17 protein-coding genes are annotated in these 16,171 nt (G+C 66.3%); 12 read left to right on the plus strand and 5 right to left on the minus strand.

The features are described from left to right. Positions 1-203: 203 nt before the first annotated feature. From draG to LXT13_RS20580, 4 genes are read right to left on the minus strand one after another with little or no spacing between them, the layout of a single operon-like run. Complete coding sequence (gene draG / locus LXT13_RS20565) at positions 204-1,187, minus strand: ADP-ribosyl-[dinitrogen reductase] hydrolase (RefSeq protein ID WP_233373922.1); 984 nt, start codon at positions 1,185-1,187, stop codon at positions 204-206. After that, positions 1,180-1,986, minus strand: a complete 807-nt coding sequence (locus LXT13_RS20570) for an NAD(+)--dinitrogen-reductase ADP-D-ribosyltransferase (protein ID WP_233373923.1) — start codon at positions 1,984-1,986, stop codon at positions 1,180-1,182. Before LXT13_RS20570 ends, draG begins: the two co-directional genes overlap by 8 nt. A 9-nt stretch (positions 1,987-1,995) precedes the next feature. Then, the gene (locus LXT13_RS20575; protein WP_233373924.1) at positions 1,996-2,589 is read right to left on the minus strand and encodes a hypothetical protein; all 594 of its coding nucleotides are present in this window, start codon (positions 2,587-2,589) and stop codon (positions 1,996-1,998) included. A gap of 54 nt (positions 2,590-2,643) precedes the next feature. After that, positions 2,644-3,147 carry a group II truncated hemoglobin gene (locus LXT13_RS20580; RefSeq protein ID WP_349254851.1) on the minus strand — a complete coding sequence of 168 codons (504 nt, stop codon included), beginning with the start codon at positions 3,145-3,147 and terminating at the stop codon, positions 2,644-2,646. A gap of 421 nt (positions 3,148-3,568) precedes the next feature. Between LXT13_RS20580 and nifH the strand changes: the two genes are divergently transcribed. From nifH to LXT13_RS20620, 8 genes are all read left to right on the plus strand, one after another. Continuing rightward, on the plus strand, positions 3,569-4,450 hold the full coding sequence (gene nifH / locus LXT13_RS20585) for a nitrogenase iron protein (RefSeq protein ID WP_233373925.1): 882 nt from the start codon (positions 3,569-3,571) through the stop codon (positions 4,448-4,450). 111 nt (positions 4,451-4,561) lie between these two features. Next, on the plus strand, positions 4,562-6,022 hold the full coding sequence (gene nifD / locus LXT13_RS20590; protein WP_233373926.1) for a nitrogenase molybdenum-iron protein alpha chain: 1,461 nt from the start codon (positions 4,562-4,564) through the stop codon (positions 6,020-6,022). Between the two features lie 29 nt (positions 6,023-6,051). Beyond that, positions 6,052-7,611, plus strand: a complete 1,560-nt coding sequence (gene nifK / locus LXT13_RS20595) for a nitrogenase molybdenum-iron protein subunit beta (protein ID WP_233373927.1) — start codon at positions 6,052-6,054, stop codon at positions 7,609-7,611. Between the two features lie 126 nt (positions 7,612-7,737). Further along, complete coding sequence (locus tag LXT13_RS20600; RefSeq protein ID WP_233373928.1) at positions 7,738-8,058, plus strand: hypothetical protein; 321 nt, start codon at positions 7,738-7,740, stop codon at positions 8,056-8,058. Between the two features lie 10 nt (positions 8,059-8,068). Next, positions 8,069-8,554 (plus strand): hypothetical protein, encoded by a 486-nt coding sequence (locus LXT13_RS20605; protein WP_233373929.1) that lies wholly within the window; start codon positions 8,069-8,071, stop codon positions 8,552-8,554. Next, positions 8,544-9,083: a Fe-S protein assembly co-chaperone HscB gene (gene hscB / locus LXT13_RS20610; RefSeq protein WP_233373930.1), complete on the plus strand. Its 540-nt coding sequence runs from the start codon at positions 8,544-8,546 to the stop codon at positions 9,081-9,083. The genes LXT13_RS20605 and hscB overlap by 11 nt, the downstream gene beginning before the upstream one ends. A gap of 171 nt (positions 9,084-9,254) precedes the next feature. Continuing rightward, the gene (locus tag LXT13_RS20615; protein ID WP_233373931.1) at positions 9,255-9,542 is read left to right on the plus strand and encodes a hypothetical protein; all 288 of its coding nucleotides are present in this window, start codon (positions 9,255-9,257) and stop codon (positions 9,540-9,542) included. A gap of 92 nt (positions 9,543-9,634) precedes the next feature. Continuing rightward, positions 9,635-10,279, plus strand: coding sequence for a glutathione S-transferase family protein (locus LXT13_RS20620; protein WP_233373932.1), 645 nt, complete (start codon positions 9,635-9,637; stop codon positions 10,277-10,279). A 32-nt stretch (positions 10,280-10,311) separates the two neighbouring features. On the opposite strand, the gene LXT13_RS20625 is transcribed toward LXT13_RS20620, so the two are convergent. Beyond that, positions 10,312-10,653, minus strand: a complete 342-nt coding sequence (locus tag LXT13_RS20625) for a Rieske 2Fe-2S domain-containing protein (protein ID WP_233373933.1) — start codon at positions 10,651-10,653, stop codon at positions 10,312-10,314. 244 nt (positions 10,654-10,897) lie between these two features. On the opposite strand from LXT13_RS20625, the gene nifE reads away from it, so the two are divergent. The 4 genes from nifE to LXT13_RS20645 all read left to right on the plus strand — a co-directional run bounded on the left by nifE (position 10,898) and on the right by LXT13_RS20645 (position 16,099). Beyond that, complete coding sequence (nifE, locus tag LXT13_RS20630) at positions 10,898-12,343, plus strand: nitrogenase iron-molybdenum cofactor biosynthesis protein NifE (RefSeq protein ID WP_233373934.1); 1,446 nt, start codon at positions 10,898-10,900, stop codon at positions 12,341-12,343. Next, a complete protein-coding gene (locus LXT13_RS20635; protein WP_233373935.1) occupies positions 12,343-13,140 on the plus strand; it encodes a YkgJ family cysteine cluster protein in 798 nt (265 codons plus the stop codon). Before nifE ends, LXT13_RS20635 begins: the two co-directional genes overlap by 1 nt. A 253-nt stretch (positions 13,141-13,393) precedes the next feature. Continuing rightward, a complete protein-coding gene (locus tag LXT13_RS20640) occupies positions 13,394-14,377 on the plus strand; it encodes a hypothetical protein (RefSeq protein WP_233373936.1) in 984 nt (327 codons plus the stop codon). 324 nt (positions 14,378-14,701) lie between these two features. Then, a complete protein-coding gene (locus LXT13_RS20645) occupies positions 14,702-16,099 on the plus strand; it encodes a M20/M25/M40 family metallo-hydrolase (protein ID WP_233373937.1) in 1,398 nt (465 codons plus the stop codon). Positions 16,100-16,171: the final 72 nt, after the last annotated feature.

The raw sequence follows: 16,171 nt of genomic DNA on the forward strand, positions 1-16,171 counted from the left end.
GGTCGCCCCAAGCCGGCCCGGTTGGCGATGCTTGCAGCTCGACGCCGCAAGCATCGCCGTCAGCCACGGGGGCTGAGGCCGGACATGGACAGCCCAGTGGACTGTCTGTGCATGCCGAAGGGCTGTCGCGTGAGCCACGGCGCGGTCTGCACAAGACCGACAGGACGCGCTCGCGTCCAGCGACGCGCGGTTGGGCGAGGGGCTCATTGCAACGCATGGGCGACGAGGGCGCTGGCCTGGTCGCACACGGCTTGTCGAGTGCCGGCCTGCAGGCGGGCCAGCCAGTCGCGCGGCAGGCGGCTGGCGCCGCAGCATGCGCCGGCCAGCATGCCGACGAGGGCGCCGGTGGTGTCGGCGTCCTCGCCACGATTGACGGCGTCCACCACGGCGTCGGCAAAGCAGTCGTGCCGCGTGAATGCGTGCAGCACCGTCTGCACTGTGTCCACGATGTAGCCGCTGGCGCGGCCGGGGTAGGGGTCGAAGCGGAAGGCTGGCCGCTGCACGATCCACGCGTCGATTCGCTGCCTCAGCCCCGCCCGCGGCACGCCCAACACGGCGGCCTGCACCAGCGCGCCGAGCTGCAGCGTGGCGCTGTCGGACAGCGGATGGTGGTGCGTGATGCGCGCCTGGCCCAGCGCCAGCGCGGCGAAACCGGCGGGGTCGCCCAGCGTGGCGAGCGCGGCGGGCAGCACGCGCATGGCCGCGCCGTTGCCGCCGTCGCTCTCGCTGGGCGGGCCGGCCAGCGTGCCGTCGTGCCGGTAGCGCAGGATGCCTCGCCGGCAGGTGTTGCCGCAGTCCACCGGGCGGGCGCGCCACCATGCGACGAAGGCGTCGGCCACGGCCAGCAGGTCGTGCGAGGTGGCGTCGGTGCACTGGCAGATTGCCTCGCCGAGCGCCAGGCTCATCGTCGTGTCGTCCGTCACCTGGCCTGACTTCAGTCGCAGCCAGCCGCCGCCCTGGATGCGGTCGTGAACGCCGAAGCGCAGCGTGATTTCCCGCGGCGTCATGAATTCGACGGTCGCGCCCAATGCGTCGCCCAGCGCCAGGCCCAGATAGGCACCGAGCGCGCGGTCCATCACGGCGGGCAGGCCGCCGGCGGCGGTCAGCAGCCCGGCGACGTCCGCAGGCCCGGGCGGAAAGCGGGGCAGCCAGCGCGGTGCGGCGGGGGGCGCCAGCGTGTCAGTCATAGCGCACCACGGCGCGGTAGTCGCCGCCTAGCACGAGCACCTCGCCCTCGCCGTCGAGCACGTGGGTGTCCAGCAGGCCTGGATAGCAGACGAGCTTGCATTGCGGCACGCGCAGGCGCAACACCCAATCGCCGAAGCAGGAGGCCGCGTCGCGTGACAGGCTCATGGAGACGATGTTGTTGAGCCGCACGGTGCCGTCCCGTCCGGCGCGTGCTTCTTGCGGGCTGGCACCACGCCACAGCTCCACCCAGCGGCCCGCGCCCAGCGGGGCGAAGCGGGCCAGGCTCCACTGGCAGAACTCGAACAGCAGATCCAGTTGCCGCCAGATGGCGTTGTTGTGCCAGCGGCCCTGCGCCTTCTCCATGAGGTAGTTGAGCCACGCGTCGGATGGGAAGTGCCCCAGCGGCGCGCGGTGGTAAGTGGGCACGAGCCCGAAGCGGCTTTCCACCCAGCCCTTGAGCACCGCTGCGGCGGGGCCGCCGGCGTCCAGCCCCCAGCCCTGCAGCAGCTTGATGTAGCTGGTGCGCCAGCGGCGCGCCTCCGCGCCTGCAGCACCGGGCGCGGCGCGCTGCAGGCCGAAGGTGATGGACACCAGATGCTCGAACACGGCACTCGCCTCTGTCAGCGTGCTGCAGTGAGCGAGCAGCGCGAACAGGCCGCGCTGCGTAGCCCTCGCGCCGGCGATCTGCAGCGGCACCGGGTGCTCATTGAAGGCCGGGCTGGCGAGCACGGGAGCAGGCACGCCGACGAGGTTGGTGCTGAACCAGCGACCGGGATGAACCTCGTCCTGCGCGGCCATCGGCGCGAGTCACACCGGGCGGTTCTCGTAGATGTTGCGCACCGGGCCCATGGCTTTCACGCCGTCCTCGAAGCTGATCTTCTCGAAGCTGGCGCTGAAGGCCAGCGCCTTGTCGGCCACGGCGTCGGTCTTGCCGGCTGTGTCGAGCTTCTTGAGTTCGGTCTTCTCGATGTAGAGCAGCGCCAGCAGCTCGTTGTAGACGGTGCTCTCGTCGATGGGCAGCACATAAAACGTGGCGCCGCCGAAGTCGACCGTGTACTTCTTGCTTATGTCGATGTTGTCGACGAACAGGAAGTATTTGCCCTTCGGGCTCAGCGCGTCGCCCAGCACCTCGGCGAGCAGCTTGATGTACTCGAAGCTCAGCAGGAAGCCGGCGAAGAAGGCGATGTAGGGCTCGCCCTCGTGCGCCACGGCGATGACCTGGTCGCTGGAGATCTCGGGCGGGCGGGCCTCGTCGGCCAGTTGCGTCTGGAACTTCAGCGCCACGTCGCCGCGGAAGCCGAAGCGGCCGGGCTTCTTGGTCGCGGCCTTGAGCACGCTGTTGAGGAGCCGCTTCTCGGATTCGAGGCGGGCAAAGGCGGTTTTGTCGATGGTGGTGGTCACAGGGTGCTCCAGGGCGTGGGTAATCAGGGTGTTGGCGCGGGCGGGTGCGGGCTGTCAGCTGGCGTCCGGCGCGGTCGGCGCCATCGAGCTGTGCGGGGCGGCCACCTGCTGCGGGTGTTGCTCGCGCGGGCGGCCCGGGTGGGCGCGCGCGGCGCCATGCGGCTCGGTGTTGCGGATGAAGTCGGCGATCTTGTAGAAGGCCGCGTCCAGTTCGGCACGTAGGTCTTCGTCTACGCAGGTGGTTGCCAGCGCGTGGCGCATGCAAGCCATCCAGGCATCGCGGGCCGAGGCGTCGATGTCGAACGGCTGGTGGCGGCGGCGCAGCATCGGCGCGCCGCGGTCTGGCGTGTAGAGCTTGGGGCCGCCCATCCATTCACTGAGGTACTTCACGAGCAGCCGGCGCGTGGGGCCGAGGTCCGTCTCGTGCATCGCTCGGATCGTGCGTGCCTCGGGCAGCGTGTCCATCGCGTTGTAGAAGGCATCGACGAGACGCACGACGGCGTCATGGCCGCCGAGGCGGGCGAAGTGCGGATTGGCTGGGGGTGTGGGCGCATCCATGCACCGACACCTGCAACGGTCGTACCAGCTCGACCAACACGCCACCCGCGTGATGCGATGAAAGCCGTTCGACCCAGGCGCAGCGGGCCTTTCGTCGAAGCCGCGGACGCGTCGAGCGCTTGTCGCACGCATGCGCCGGCCATTGCGCTGCACCCCGGATTTGTCGGGTTCCGAACAAAGTCCACGACCGGATAAAAGCCCGTTGCCATCGGGGGTTTCGAGTCGTTTTCCTAGGCAAAACAAGCACTTGGGTGAATGTGTGCGACGTGGCACGCCCATTGCGATAGACCCGTTGCGCGGACCCCTTGTCAGGCCCCTGGATGCTTCTAAGAAGACCCACACGGCACCGCTGGCTGCATCGAGATCGCGACGACCTTTTGAGAAGTCTCGTCCCAACTCAATTCACCTACTGGAGTACCCAATGGCATCCCTTCGTCAAATCGCCTTCTACGGCAAAGGCGGCATCGGCAAGTCCACCACGTCGCAGAACACCCTGGCCGCCCTGGCTGAAATGGGCCAGAAGATCCTGATCGTCGGCTGCGACCCCAAGGCCGACTCCACCCGTCTGATCCTGCACGCGAAGGCCCAGGACACCATCCTCTCGCTCGCCGCTGAAGCCGGCTCGGTGGAGGACCTCGAGATCGAGGACGTCATGAAGATCGGCTACCGCGACATCCGTTGCGTCGAGTCCGGTGGCCCGGAGCCGGGCGTCGGCTGCGCCGGCCGCGGCGTGATCACCTCGATCAACTTCCTGGAAGAGAACGGCGCCTATGAAGGCGTGGACTACGTCTCCTACGACGTGCTGGGCGACGTGGTGTGCGGCGGCTTCGCCATGCCCATCCGCGAGAACAAGGCACAGGAGATCTACATCGTCATGTCCGGCGAAATGATGGCCATGTACGCGGCCAACAATATCTCCAAGGGCATCCTGAAGTACGCCAACAGCGGCGGCGTGCGCCTGGGTGGCCTGGTGTGCAACGAGCGCCAGACCGACAAGGAACTCGAACTGGCCGAGTCGCTGGCCGGCAAGCTGGGCAGCCGCCTCATCCACTTCGTGCCGCGCGACAACATCGTGCAGCACGCTGAGCTGCGTCGCATGACCGTTCTGGAGTACGCGCCGGACAGCAAGCAGGCTGGCGAGTACCGCACCCTGGCCCAGAAGGTCCACGGCAACGCCGGCAACGGCACCATCCCCACGCCCATCACGATGGACCAGCTGGAAGACCTGCTGATGGAGCACGGGATCATGAAGGCCATCGACGAAAGCGAAGTCGGCAAGACCGCTGCCGACCTGGCGGCCTGACCCTGCGTTTGAACGGAGCCCGCGTGGGGCCGTCGCGTGACGGCCTCTGGGGCTGGCTCCCTTTGAACGGCGCGCCGCCACCGCAAACCCATTCGCACCACGGAGCATCAAATGAGCATCACGGTTGAAGACCGCAAGGCCGCAAACAAGGCCCTGATCGATGAAGTCCTCAAGGCCTATCCCGAAAAGATGGCCAAGCGGCGCGCCAAGCACCTCGGCACCTTCGAAGAAGGCAAGCCTGACTGCGGCGTCAAGTCCAACATTAAGTCCCTGCCTGGCGTGATGACCATCCGTGGCTGCGCCTACGCGGGTTCCAAGGGCGTCGTGTGGGGTCCCATCAAGGACATGATCCACATTTCCCACGGCCCGGTCGGCTGCGGCCAGTACAGCTGGGCCGCACGCCGTAACTACTACATCGGCACCACCGGCATCGACACCTTCGTGACGATGCAGTTCACATCCGACTTCCAGGAGAAGGACATCGTCTTTGGCGGCGACAAGAAGCTCGACAAGATCATCGACGAGATCCAGGACCTGTTCCCGCTGAACAAGGGCATCTCGATCCAGAGCGAATGCCCGATCGGCCTGATCGGTGACGACATCGAAGCCGTGTCGAAGAAGAAGTCGAAGGAATACGACAACCACACCATCGTTCCCGTGCGCTGCGAAGGCTTCCGCGGCGTCAGCCAGTCTCTGGGCCACCACATCGCCAACGACGCCATCCGCGACTGGGTCTTCGAAGGCAAGACGAAGAAGGAACGCGAGTTTGTCTCCACGCCGTACGACGTGGCCATCATCGGTGACTACAACATCGGTGGCGATGCCTGGTCCAGCCGCATCTTGCTGGAGGAGATGGGCCTGCGCGTCATCGCGCAGTGGTCCGGCGACGGCACCATCGCCGAGTTGGAGAACACGCCCAAGGCCAAGCTCAACGTGCTGCACTGCTACCGGTCGATGAACTACATCAGCCGGCACATGGAAGAGAAGTACGGCGTGCCCTGGGTCGAGTACAACTTCTTCGGCCCGACGCAGATCGAGAAGAGCCTGCGCGAGATTGCCAGCCACTTCGACGACACCATCAAGGCCAACGCCGAGAAGGTCATCGCCAAGTACCGCCCGCTGGTGGACGCTGTCATCGCCAAGTACAAGCCGCGTCTGCAAGGCAAGACAGTCATGCTGTACGTCGGCGGCCTGCGCCCGCGCCACGTCATCGGCGCGTACGAGGATCTGGGCATGGAAGTCGTCGGCACGGGCTACGAGTTCGGCCACAACGACGACTATCAGCGCACCACGCACTACATCAAGGACTCCACGCTGATCTACGACGACGTGACCGGCTACGAGTTCGAGAAGTTCGTCGAGAAGATCAAGCCCGATCTGATCGGCTCCGGCATCAAGGAAAAGTACGTCTTCCAGAAGATGGGCGTCCCCTTCCGTCAGATGCACAGCTGGGACTACAGCGGCCCCTATCACGGCTACGACGGCTTTGCCATATTCGCCCGTGACATGGATATGGCCATCAGCTCGCCGGTCTGGGGCCTCGCCAAGGCGCCCTGGAAGAAGGCCGCGTGATTCCGCGACATCTTTGAAGGAGTAAAACCATGCCTCAAAACGCCGACAAGGTAATTGACCACGAGCTGCTCTTCCGTGAGCCTGAGTACCAGGAGCTCTTCACGAACAAGAAGCAGAACTTCGAATACAACCACGCCGACTCCAAGGTCGCGGAGATCCGCGACTGGACGAAGACCAAGGAGTACAAGGAGAAGAACTTCGCCCGCGACTCCCTCGTCGTGAACCCGGCGAAGGCCTGCCAGCCGCTGGGCGCCGTCTACGTGGCCAACGGCTTCGCCAAGACGCTGTCCTTCGTGCACGGCTCACAGGGCTGCGTGGCCTACTACCGCAGCCACTTCAGCCGCCACTTCAAGGAGCCCACCAGCTGTGTGTCTTCGTCCATGACGGAAGACGCAGCCGTGTTCGGTGGCCTGAACAACATGGTCGACGGCCTGGCCAACACCTACAACCTCTACAAGCCCGACATGATCGCCGTCTCGACGACGTGCATGGCCGAGGTGATCGGTGATGACCTGAACGCCTTCATCAAGACCTCGAAGGAAAAGGGCAGCGTGCCGGCCGAGTTCGACGTGCCGTTCGCCCACACGCCGGCCTTCGTCGGCAGCCATGTGACGGGCTACGACAATGCGCTGCTGGGCATCCTGCAGCACTTCTGGGACGGCAAGTCTGGCACCGCGCCGGCGCTCACGCGCGAGCCGAACGAGAGCATCAACTTCATTGGTGGCTTTGACGGTTTCGTCGTGGGCAACATGAAGGAAATCCGCCGCATCTTCGACCTGTTCGGTGCCGACGTGACCATCCTGTGCGACCCGTCGGAAGTGTGGAATACGCCCACCGACGGTGAGTTCCGCATGTACGAGGGCGGCACGACCAAGGCCGAGGTGGAGAAGGCACTCAACGCCAAGGCGACGATCATCTTCCAGGAGTACAGCTGCGAGAAGACGGCCAAGTACATCGCCGAGAAGGGCCAGGAAGTTGTGGTGTTGAACAGCCCCATCGGCGTGGCCGGCACCGACGAGTTCATCATGGCCATCTCGCGCCTGACCGGCAAGCCCGTGCCGGCCCAGCTGGAGAAGGAGCGCGGCCAGCTCGTGGACGCCATGGCCGACAGCCAGGCCCACCTGCACGGCAAGAAGTACGCGCTCTACGGCGACCCGGACATGATGCTGGGCCTGACCCAGTTCCTGTTGGAACTCGGCGCCGAGCCGACGCACGTCCTCGCCACCAACGGCAACGACGACTGGGCCGCCAAGGTGCAAGCCAAGTTCGACGCCTCGCCCTACGGCAAGGACTGCAAGGCCTACCCGAAGCGCGACCTCTGGCACATGCGCAGCCTGCTGCACACCGAGCCGGTGGACTTCCTGATCGGCAACACCTACGGCAAGTACCTGGAGCGCGACACCGGCACGCCGCTGATCCGCATGGTCTTCCCGATCTTCGATCGCCATCACTACCACCGTTATCCCATCTGGGGCTACGACGGCGCGATGCGCACGCTGATCATGTTCCTCGATGAGTTCTTCGAGACGCTGGATGCCAACACCATCGTCCCCGCGAAGACTGACTACAGCTACGACATTATTCGGTGATGGGCTGCGACTGCCGCCTCAAGGCGGCAGTCGCTTCACCCAGGGGCTGGGGTTCACCTCTGCCCTGTTCAGTTCATCGCGGACGCCGTTCATGCGGCGTGCGCCATGGGTTGACCGGAGATTCGCATGACCGACACCGTGTTCGTGAAGTGGACCCTCGACGACCGCAAGGTCGAGGTGATCGACGGGTGGGTCTGTTTGGAAGGCGTGCGCGAGGTGAGCGAGCTCACCGCGCTGGAAGAGCACCCCAACCGCCAGGCTATCCTCAAGGCCTTGCCCACCGCCACGCATATGGCCGGGCGCATTGCTCTCACCTTGCCCGAGGCGTCCGTCGCGCAGGCCGCGCTGCGTCGCCACCAGGATACCTTCGACGGTTCGCCGCGTGCCGTTCAGGCCCGCATGCAACAGGCGGTCTGGCAGAAGGTCTTCGCCGAAGGCGCTGAGTGACGGTGACGCCATGATCTACGTCGTCCACCAACCCGAGGCGGGTGAAGCGAACGCCTGGTTCGCCTTCAACGCCGAAGACCTGCTGCGCAAGGTGGCGTCTGACGACACGCTGCCGGCCCACGCTGTGTGGGACTGCGCCAGCCCCCGCGACCTGCTCGCGTTGTTCGACGAAGCGCCCGACGCGCCCGGCGTCGCCGAGCGCTACCCCGGCATCTGCACGCTCGGCGCCGAGGACGGCTGGGACACACCGCTGTACCGCGCCGACTACCTTCAGGACGCCGGCTTCTATGGCCCCGAGCCGCGCCGCTGTGAAGATGCCTGCTACGCAGCGCTGCGCGCCCGTGGGGGGCAGTGGAAGTTCTACGAGAACGAGCCGCATGCGCTCGCCGCTGTCGACCGGCCCGACCCGCTCTACGATGCCCCGGGCGGCTGGCGCGCCCGCTGGGCCTTGCGCCAACAGCTCATCGCCGTGGAAGCGCTGGCCGATGACCTCTGAAGCCACGGCCCTGCGTGGGCCCGCGGCGTCGCTGGCCGACGACGACTTCAGCCTCTTTGGGCTGCCCCGCCGCCACGCCCTGGACCGTGCCGACATCGACGCCCGCTGGAAGGCGCTGCAGGCCCAGGTGCATCCCGACCGCTTCGTCAGCGAGGGCAGCGCCGCGCAGCAGATGGCGCTGCAATGGGTGCTGCGCGTCAATGAGGCTTACCAGCGCCTCAAGGACCCCATCGCCCGCGGTGCCTATCTGTGCGAGCTCAATGGGCACGACGTGAACGCCTCGCGCGCACTGCCGCCGAGCTTCCTGATGCAGCAGATGGCCTGGCGCGAGGCGCTCGAAGAGGCCGGTGGCCCGGCCGCTTTGGAGATGCTCGCCGACGAAGTGGCCGACCGACGCGCGGCGCTGTTGCGCGAGCTGGCCGAGCGCATCGACACCCGCCAGGACTGGCCCGCGGCCACCGGCTGCGTGCAGGCGTTGATGTTCATTGCGAAGTTCTCGGCGGACTTGAACGAGCGGCTGGACGGGTGAGTGGGCCTCCCCGCGACTCCGGGCCGCAGATGGAGCGGACTCGGAGCGCGCTCCGTCGGACGGCTTGGGGCTATCGTTCGTCGGCACAGTGGATTGGTTCGGGCTCACAGGTTTGGCAGCGAGACCGGCGCTATCAACCATCGCGCAACACTGCTGCCGGGGAGGTCGCTCATGAAGCTGCTGGTCATCGCGAAGGTGGGGGCCGCCGCCGCCGCAATTGCCGCCGTCGTTTTGGTTGCAGCGGGCGACGTGATTCCCAACGTGCCTCCTTGGAAGGTGCTGCTTGGCCTTGCAGTGGTTGCCGCGGGGCTGTTTGTCTCGATGCTGCTGTACTCGGTTGTCGCGATCCGGTTACGCGCACTGCTGATCAATTGGGGCGCCGTCGATAACGGCTGGCTGTGGACGCCGGACTATCCGGAAGACTTCAAGCGCCAGCGTGGAAGACAAGCCAAACCGTAGCTTCTCAACTACTGAAGACCAGACCTTCGTGCCTTCAGTGGCGCGGTGCAACTGCAGCGCGTGGCTGTCATGCTTCTTGCTCCATGGCGAGCATGGCACTCAAGTTCTACATGACGCCCGGCTCGTGTTCGACCGGCATCCACATCCTGCTCGAGACGCTTGAACTGCCGTTCGAGGTCTGGATCGTCAACCTGCCGGCGGGCGAGCACCTGCGGCCGGAGTACCTGAAGATCAACCCGCGCGGCACGATCCCGACGCTGGTGCTTGACGGCGGCCGTGCGCTCACCGACTTCAAGTCGATCGCGTTGTGGCTGGCCGAGACCTATCCGCGCGGTCGCCTGTTGCCGGCCGACCCGGCGCTGGCGGCACTGGCTATCGAGTTGCTCGACTTCGCCCTCGGCCAATTGCACGGCGAAGGCTTCACGCGCATCTTTACCACCGAGCGCTACCTGTCGCATCGCGAGCAGCAGCCGAGTTCGGCCTTGCGTGACGACGTGGCCTCCCATGGCCGCGAGATCGTGCGCCAGGGCTTCGAGGCGTTGGAGCGGCGGCTGCCCGCAGACGGCTATGCCGTCGGTCCGCAGTTCTCCATCGCCGATGCGGCCCTGTTCTACAACGAGTTCTGGGCCGACAAGGTGGGCATCGTCCTGCCGCCCAAGGTACGGGCACACTACCAACGCGTGCGCGCGCGTCCGGTGGTGCGCCAGGTGCTGGCGGAGGAGGGCTATCGCTCGTAGGCGCGGGGGGGGCTGCCGCCGCCAGCATGGGATCAGATAGCTGCCGCGCGTGCGGGCTTGAGCGGGCCGACGTCGACGTGGATCTGATTGCCCTCGACGCGCACCTCATAGCGGTGCAGTTCGTTGCGCACCAGATGCGTCACGCACTTGCCGCTGTTCGCATCGAAGCCCCACTGGTGCAGATGGCAGGTCACGCGCTTGCCGTCGAAGCTCGCGTCCGTGAGCGGCATGTCGGCATGCGGGCAGCGGCCCCGGTAGGCCTTCAGCTCGCCGCCCTGCGGCCAGACGAGCAGTACGCTCTTACGGCCTGCCTGGAACAAGCCCATGCCGCCTTCGTTCACGGCGCCGGTGTCGCAGATGTAGGTGTAGGCCATGGTGCGTGTCTTTCAGTGCGTTGACTGAGCAGCCAGAAGCACGAACCACGCCTTGAGCGTGGCCAGGGCAGGCCCTCGTTGCCGGCTCGGGCTTCGACTGCAAAAGCGCTGGCGCTTTGTCGTAAACCCGTCAAACCTCGCTCTCCAAAAGCCCCCGCCCCGCGCAAGTCCTTGATCCAACGTCCGCAGCGGGCTGGCATTGAAGCTGCATTGCACAGGCTAAGCGCAGCTCACGAGGGTCACGATGTCAGCCAGCCTCAACGCCAAGATCGCCGAAGTCTTTGAAGAGCCCGGGTGCGACAAGAACCAGGCCAAGAGCGAGAAGGAACGCAAGAAGGGCTGCACCAAGCAGCTGACGCCCGGCGCTGCAGCGGGTGGCTGTGCGTTCGACGGCGCCAAGATCGCGCTGCAGCCCATCGTCGACGTGGCCCACCTCGTGCACGGGCCCATCGCTTGCGAGGGCAACAGCTGGGACAACCGGCACAGCGCGTCGTCCGGCGCCACCACTTACCGCACCGGCTTCACAACCGACATCAACGAGCTGGATGTCATCTACGGTGCCGAGAAGCGGCTGTTCAAGAGCATCCGTGAGATCCTGGAGCGGCACGATCCGCCGGCCATCTTCGTGTACCAGACCTGCGTCACGGGCCTTATCGGCGACGACATCGAGGCCGTCTGCAAGCGAGCCAGCGAAAAGTTTGGCAAGCCGGTCATCCCCGTCAACGCACCAGGCTTTGCCGGCCCCAAGAACCTGGGCAACAAGCTGGGCGCCGAGGCGCTGCTGGACTACGTCGTGGGCACCATGGAGCCCGAGCGCGTCACACCCTACGACATCAACATCATTGGCGAGTACAACCTCTCCGGCGAGCTGTGGCAGATCAAGCCGCTGCTCGACGCCCTGGGCGTGCGCATCCTGTCGTGCATCTCGGGCGATGGCCGCTACGCGGAGGTGGCCAGCGCTCACCGCGCGCGCGCCAACATGATGGTGTGCAGCAAGTCGATGATCAACATCGCGACCAAGATGGAGAAGCGCTGGGGCATCCCGTACTTCGAGGGCAGCTTCTACGGCATCAGCGACATGAGCACCACGCTGCGCGAGATCGCGCGGCTGCTGGTGGAGCAGGGCGCCCACCCCGAGCTGAAGGACCGCACCGAGGCGCTCATCGAGGTGGAAGAGGCCCGCGCCTGGGACCGCATCCGCGCTTACCGTGGCCGGCTGGCCGGCAAGAAAGTGCTGCTGATCACCGGCGGCGTGAAGAGCTGGTCGGTCGTCTCGGCGCTACAGGAGGCTGGGCTGGAGGTCGTCGGCACCTCGGTGAAGAAGAGCACCAAGGAAGACAAGGACAAGATCAAGGAGATCATGGGTGACGACGCCCACATGATCGACGACATGACGCCGCGCCAGATGTACGCCATGCTGCGCGACGCCAAGGCCGACATCATGCTCAGCGGCGGCCGCAGCCAGTTCGTTGCGCTGAAGGCCCGCATGCCGTGGATGGACATCAACCAGGAGCGCCACCACGCCTTTGCCGGGTACGAGGGCATGGTGACGATGGTGGAAGAGATCTCCAAGGCCTTGTTCAACCCGATGTGGGCGCAGGTGCGCACCCCCGCGCCGTGGGACACGGTGGACACGCTGCTGCAGGCGCCCACCGCCGAGCAGCTCGCGGCCGAGGCCGCTCCGGCCTGATGGATGCCAGCGGCCAGTTGCTGACGGCGCCCGAGCTGTACCAGGCGCTGCACCGCCGCTTCGATGATGCGTTGGCCCGCCTCGCCGGCGGCCCGGCCCTTGTGCCCGCGCTGCTGGGCCTGGCCTTCGAGCAACTGGAGTTGACCAGCGAGCCCGGCCCAGGCGCGCCGCTGCCGCCCTCGGCCCCCGCCTGCGCGCCGGGCTGCGCCAGCTGCTGTCAGCTGCGCGTGCTGGCCAGCGCGCCCGAGGTGTTCCTGATGGCGCGTTTCCTGCGCCGCATCGTGCCGCCGCTGGCCGAGCGAGGCATCGACCTGATCACGCCGCTTCGCGAGGTGCAAGCTGCCACCCTGGGCCTCAGCGAGTTCGGCCGCGCCCAGCGCCGCCAACCCTGTGCGTTTGTCGTGCAGGGCCGCTGCCTGGTCTACCCCGTGCGCACGCTCGCCTGCCGCGCGCATGTGTCGCTCAGCCAGCAGGCCTGCATCGACGCGGCCAGCGGCGCGATGGTGGTCGTGCCGCACGACGAAGCCCGCCGCTTGGCCCGCAGTCTCGTGCAGAACGCGCTGCAGTCCGCGCTGCGCGACGCCGGGCTGTCGTGGCAGGTCTACGAACTGCACCACGCACTGATGCTGGCTTGGGATGGCGACGACGCAGAGCTCGCCTGGGCGGCAGGCCAGGACCCGCTGGCCGCCGCCGCCGTGGACGAGGTGCCGCGGGCGGAGATGGCGGCAGTGTTCGACCAGTTGAGGCCAAGGCCGGCTGAGGGGCCCGCGTCCCGACCGCGACATGCGCAAGCGTGACCGAGTTGCCGGCGCGCCGCTGGCACCTTCTCCTTCAAGTTGACGAGCTTGCGTCCGAGTCTGCGCCGCTTTGATGTTGCACCGCAGCAGAGTACGGCGTAAAACCGTGCCATGAGCACCGACTTGCCGGGAGGCTGCCGTGTTGATCGCAAATGAAGCCGTGCAACAGACGGGAGAGCCGTCGCTCGCCACGTTTGAACTGCCCAAGGCCTGGGTGGAGCCCTCCGTGAGGGCCTGCCGCCTGTTCAACACCGTGCTCGACGCGGTGTTCTACGACACACCGGGCCTGCGGGCGGCGCTCGCCGCCCGCGAAGAACCGACGACGGCGCACGGCGGCAAGCGGCCGTCGCGGATCGTCGACTTCAGCGCGTTGAGCGATCCGGCGGGTTCGCTGCTGCTGATCGACGCTACGACCGAGCCCTACGTCCACCGCTACCAAAGCGTGGAGGCCTTCCTGCACTCGCCGTATGAAGAAACGCGGCGGGTGCAGATCGCTACCGTTACAGGCGTGGGCAGCTCCGCCCTCGGTAGCGCAGCGTTTGCCTGGGATATCTCCGCGGCGCTCGGGCAGCCTGTGCTTGCCATCGTGCCCGGGTATGGCGTCGCCGACGTGGTGCTGCAGGGCCTGGGCGGCTGGTTCGGCTTCGGCATGCATGACTTCCTGCAGTCCAAGAGCTGGATCCAGCAGGGCCTGGCCAATGTCGCACCGCGCACGGCGGCCATCGGCCGTGAGCTGGCAGCGTCGGTGCCGGATGCAAAGGCCGTCCATGGTGCCCCCGTGTTCCGGCACGGCTCGGGCTCGTCCGACGTGCTGCATGCCCTCATGCTCCACCGCCGTACGCCGTTTCAGCTGCTGGTCGGGCACAGCAAGGGCGCGCTTCAGATCGGCAACGCCATCCTGTCGTTGCCAACCGAGCGCACGAGCGGCCTGCGCGTCGTTACGCTGGGCTGCCCGATCGCGGAGAGTGATGCCGGCGTGGACTACTTCCAGTACCTAGGCCTGTTCGACGCGCTGGGGCAGCTCAATGCGTGGGGCCATTCACCGACGGAGTGGGTTCCCACGTGGCACAGCACCAATCCCAAGCTGCCGCCGGCGATGGATGCGGGGAAGTTGACGGCCAAGTCGGCGGCGGAGCGGCCGCCGAAGCGACGCGGCGCAGAGCTGCTGGAGCACCAGCCGGTCATCCGGACACTGCAAGCGCCCGCGCGTGCTGCGAGAAAGCGGACCAACGTTTGAGTCTCGGGCGTTGTGGGTCGGTGCGACCGCGGTGTGCCCCGATCGACGGCAGCGGCCAAGCGTTGGTTTCAACATGCCGTGGAGGTCAAACCGCATTGCTGGACGGACGCGAGCTTCGTATGCTCCGCGGCGCGCCTTCGTCCCTGACTCTCCCCCATAGGAGATGTGATGGATGCCTTCCTCCCCACGGGGACTGAGACTGGGTGGACCAACCGGGGCAACTCGGCAACCCACGCACAAGGCCGGATACAAGGCAGCAGCCGACTTCTTCACAGCACGATGCGGGTTAATGCGTATCGCCGGGAGGCATCCATACAAGCTCCGATGAACCGAACACTTCGGCTGGCGGGCGCGCTGCTCGCCGCAAGCCTGCAGTCGACAGCGGTCGGGGGGCAGACGGCGCTGACGCCCGACCAAGCCGAGCTGCGTTCGATCTACAAGGAGCTCGTCGAAATCAACACCACCGATTCCGTCGGCAGTTGCACGAGGGCGGTCCAAGCGATGGCAGTGCACCTGAAGTCGGCGGGTTATGCCGATGCCGACATTCAGATCCTCGCGCCGCCCGGCAAGCCGCAAAAGGGCAACCTGGTGCTCAGGCTGAAGGGCAACGGCACGAAGAAGCCGTTGCTGCTGATGGCGCATGTCGACGTGGTGGAAGCCCGCCGCGAGGACTGGGCCCGCGACCCGTTCAAGCTGATCGAGGAAGACGGCTACTTCTACGCCCGCGGGGCGTCCGACAACAAGGCCAACGCCGCCATCTTCGTGACCCAGATGATGGCCTTCAAGCGTGAGCGCTGGGTGCCCAACCGGGACCTGATCCTGGCGCTGACCTGCGACGAGGAAATCATCCCTTCTCCCACCAATGGCGTGCAGTTCCTGCTCAGGGAGCATCGTGATCTGATCGACGCTGAACTGGCCTTCGACGAGGGCGGTAGCGGCAACACGGATGGCGAGGGCCGGCCGACATTCCAAGGGCTCAAGGTGGCCGAGAAGATCTACCAGACCTTCGAGATGGTGGCGACGGACCGCGGCGGCCACAGCTCGGTGCCGCGGCGCGACAACCCGGTCTTCGACGTGGCCGAGGGACTCACGCGCCTGGCGGCCTACCGATGGCCTGTGACGTTGACGCCGGCCACGCGCGCCTACTACGTCGGCATGGCCAAGCTGGCCAAGGGCGAGGAAGCCGAAAACTACAAGGGCATCCTGAAGGAGCCGATGGACCCGGCAGCGCTGGAGCGGCTGCTGCAGAGCGACTACCAGCGTGCCATGCTCAGCAACACCTGCGGCGTGACTATGGTGAACGCCGGACACGCGCAGAACGCGTTGCCGCAGCGCGTCGTCGTGACGGTGAACTGCCGCATCCTGCCTGGCAACAGGGTGGCTGACGTGCAGGCCACACTGCAGAAGATTATGGGCGACAAGGTCAGGGTGAGCGCGGCGCACGAAGCGGTGGAGGCGCCCGCTTCCCCTATTCGCTCCGACCTGCTGGCGGCCTTCACGGAAGTCAATGCCGAGCTCTTCCCGGGTGTGCCGGTGCTCGTCACTATGTCGGTGGCGACGCAGGACGCCCGCTTCCTGAACCAGGCTGGTATCTGGACCTACGGCATGAGCGGGTCATTTCGCAACGCGTCTGGCACCCATGGGCTCAACGAGCGCATGCGCGCGGCTGCGCTGTATGAAGGCCAGGCCTTCATGGGCCGGCTGATCCGGAGGATGCAGTAGCGTCGTGTGTTTGGGGGGCAGGCTCACGCCAACGTACGGGCCAAGGGGAGTGCATGGAGGATGGAGTCTCGT

This window comes from Pelomonas cellulosilytica, assembly GCF_021353265.1.
GTDB lineage: Bacteria > Pseudomonadota > Gammaproteobacteria > Burkholderiales > Burkholderiaceae_C > Pelomonas > Pelomonas cellulosilytica.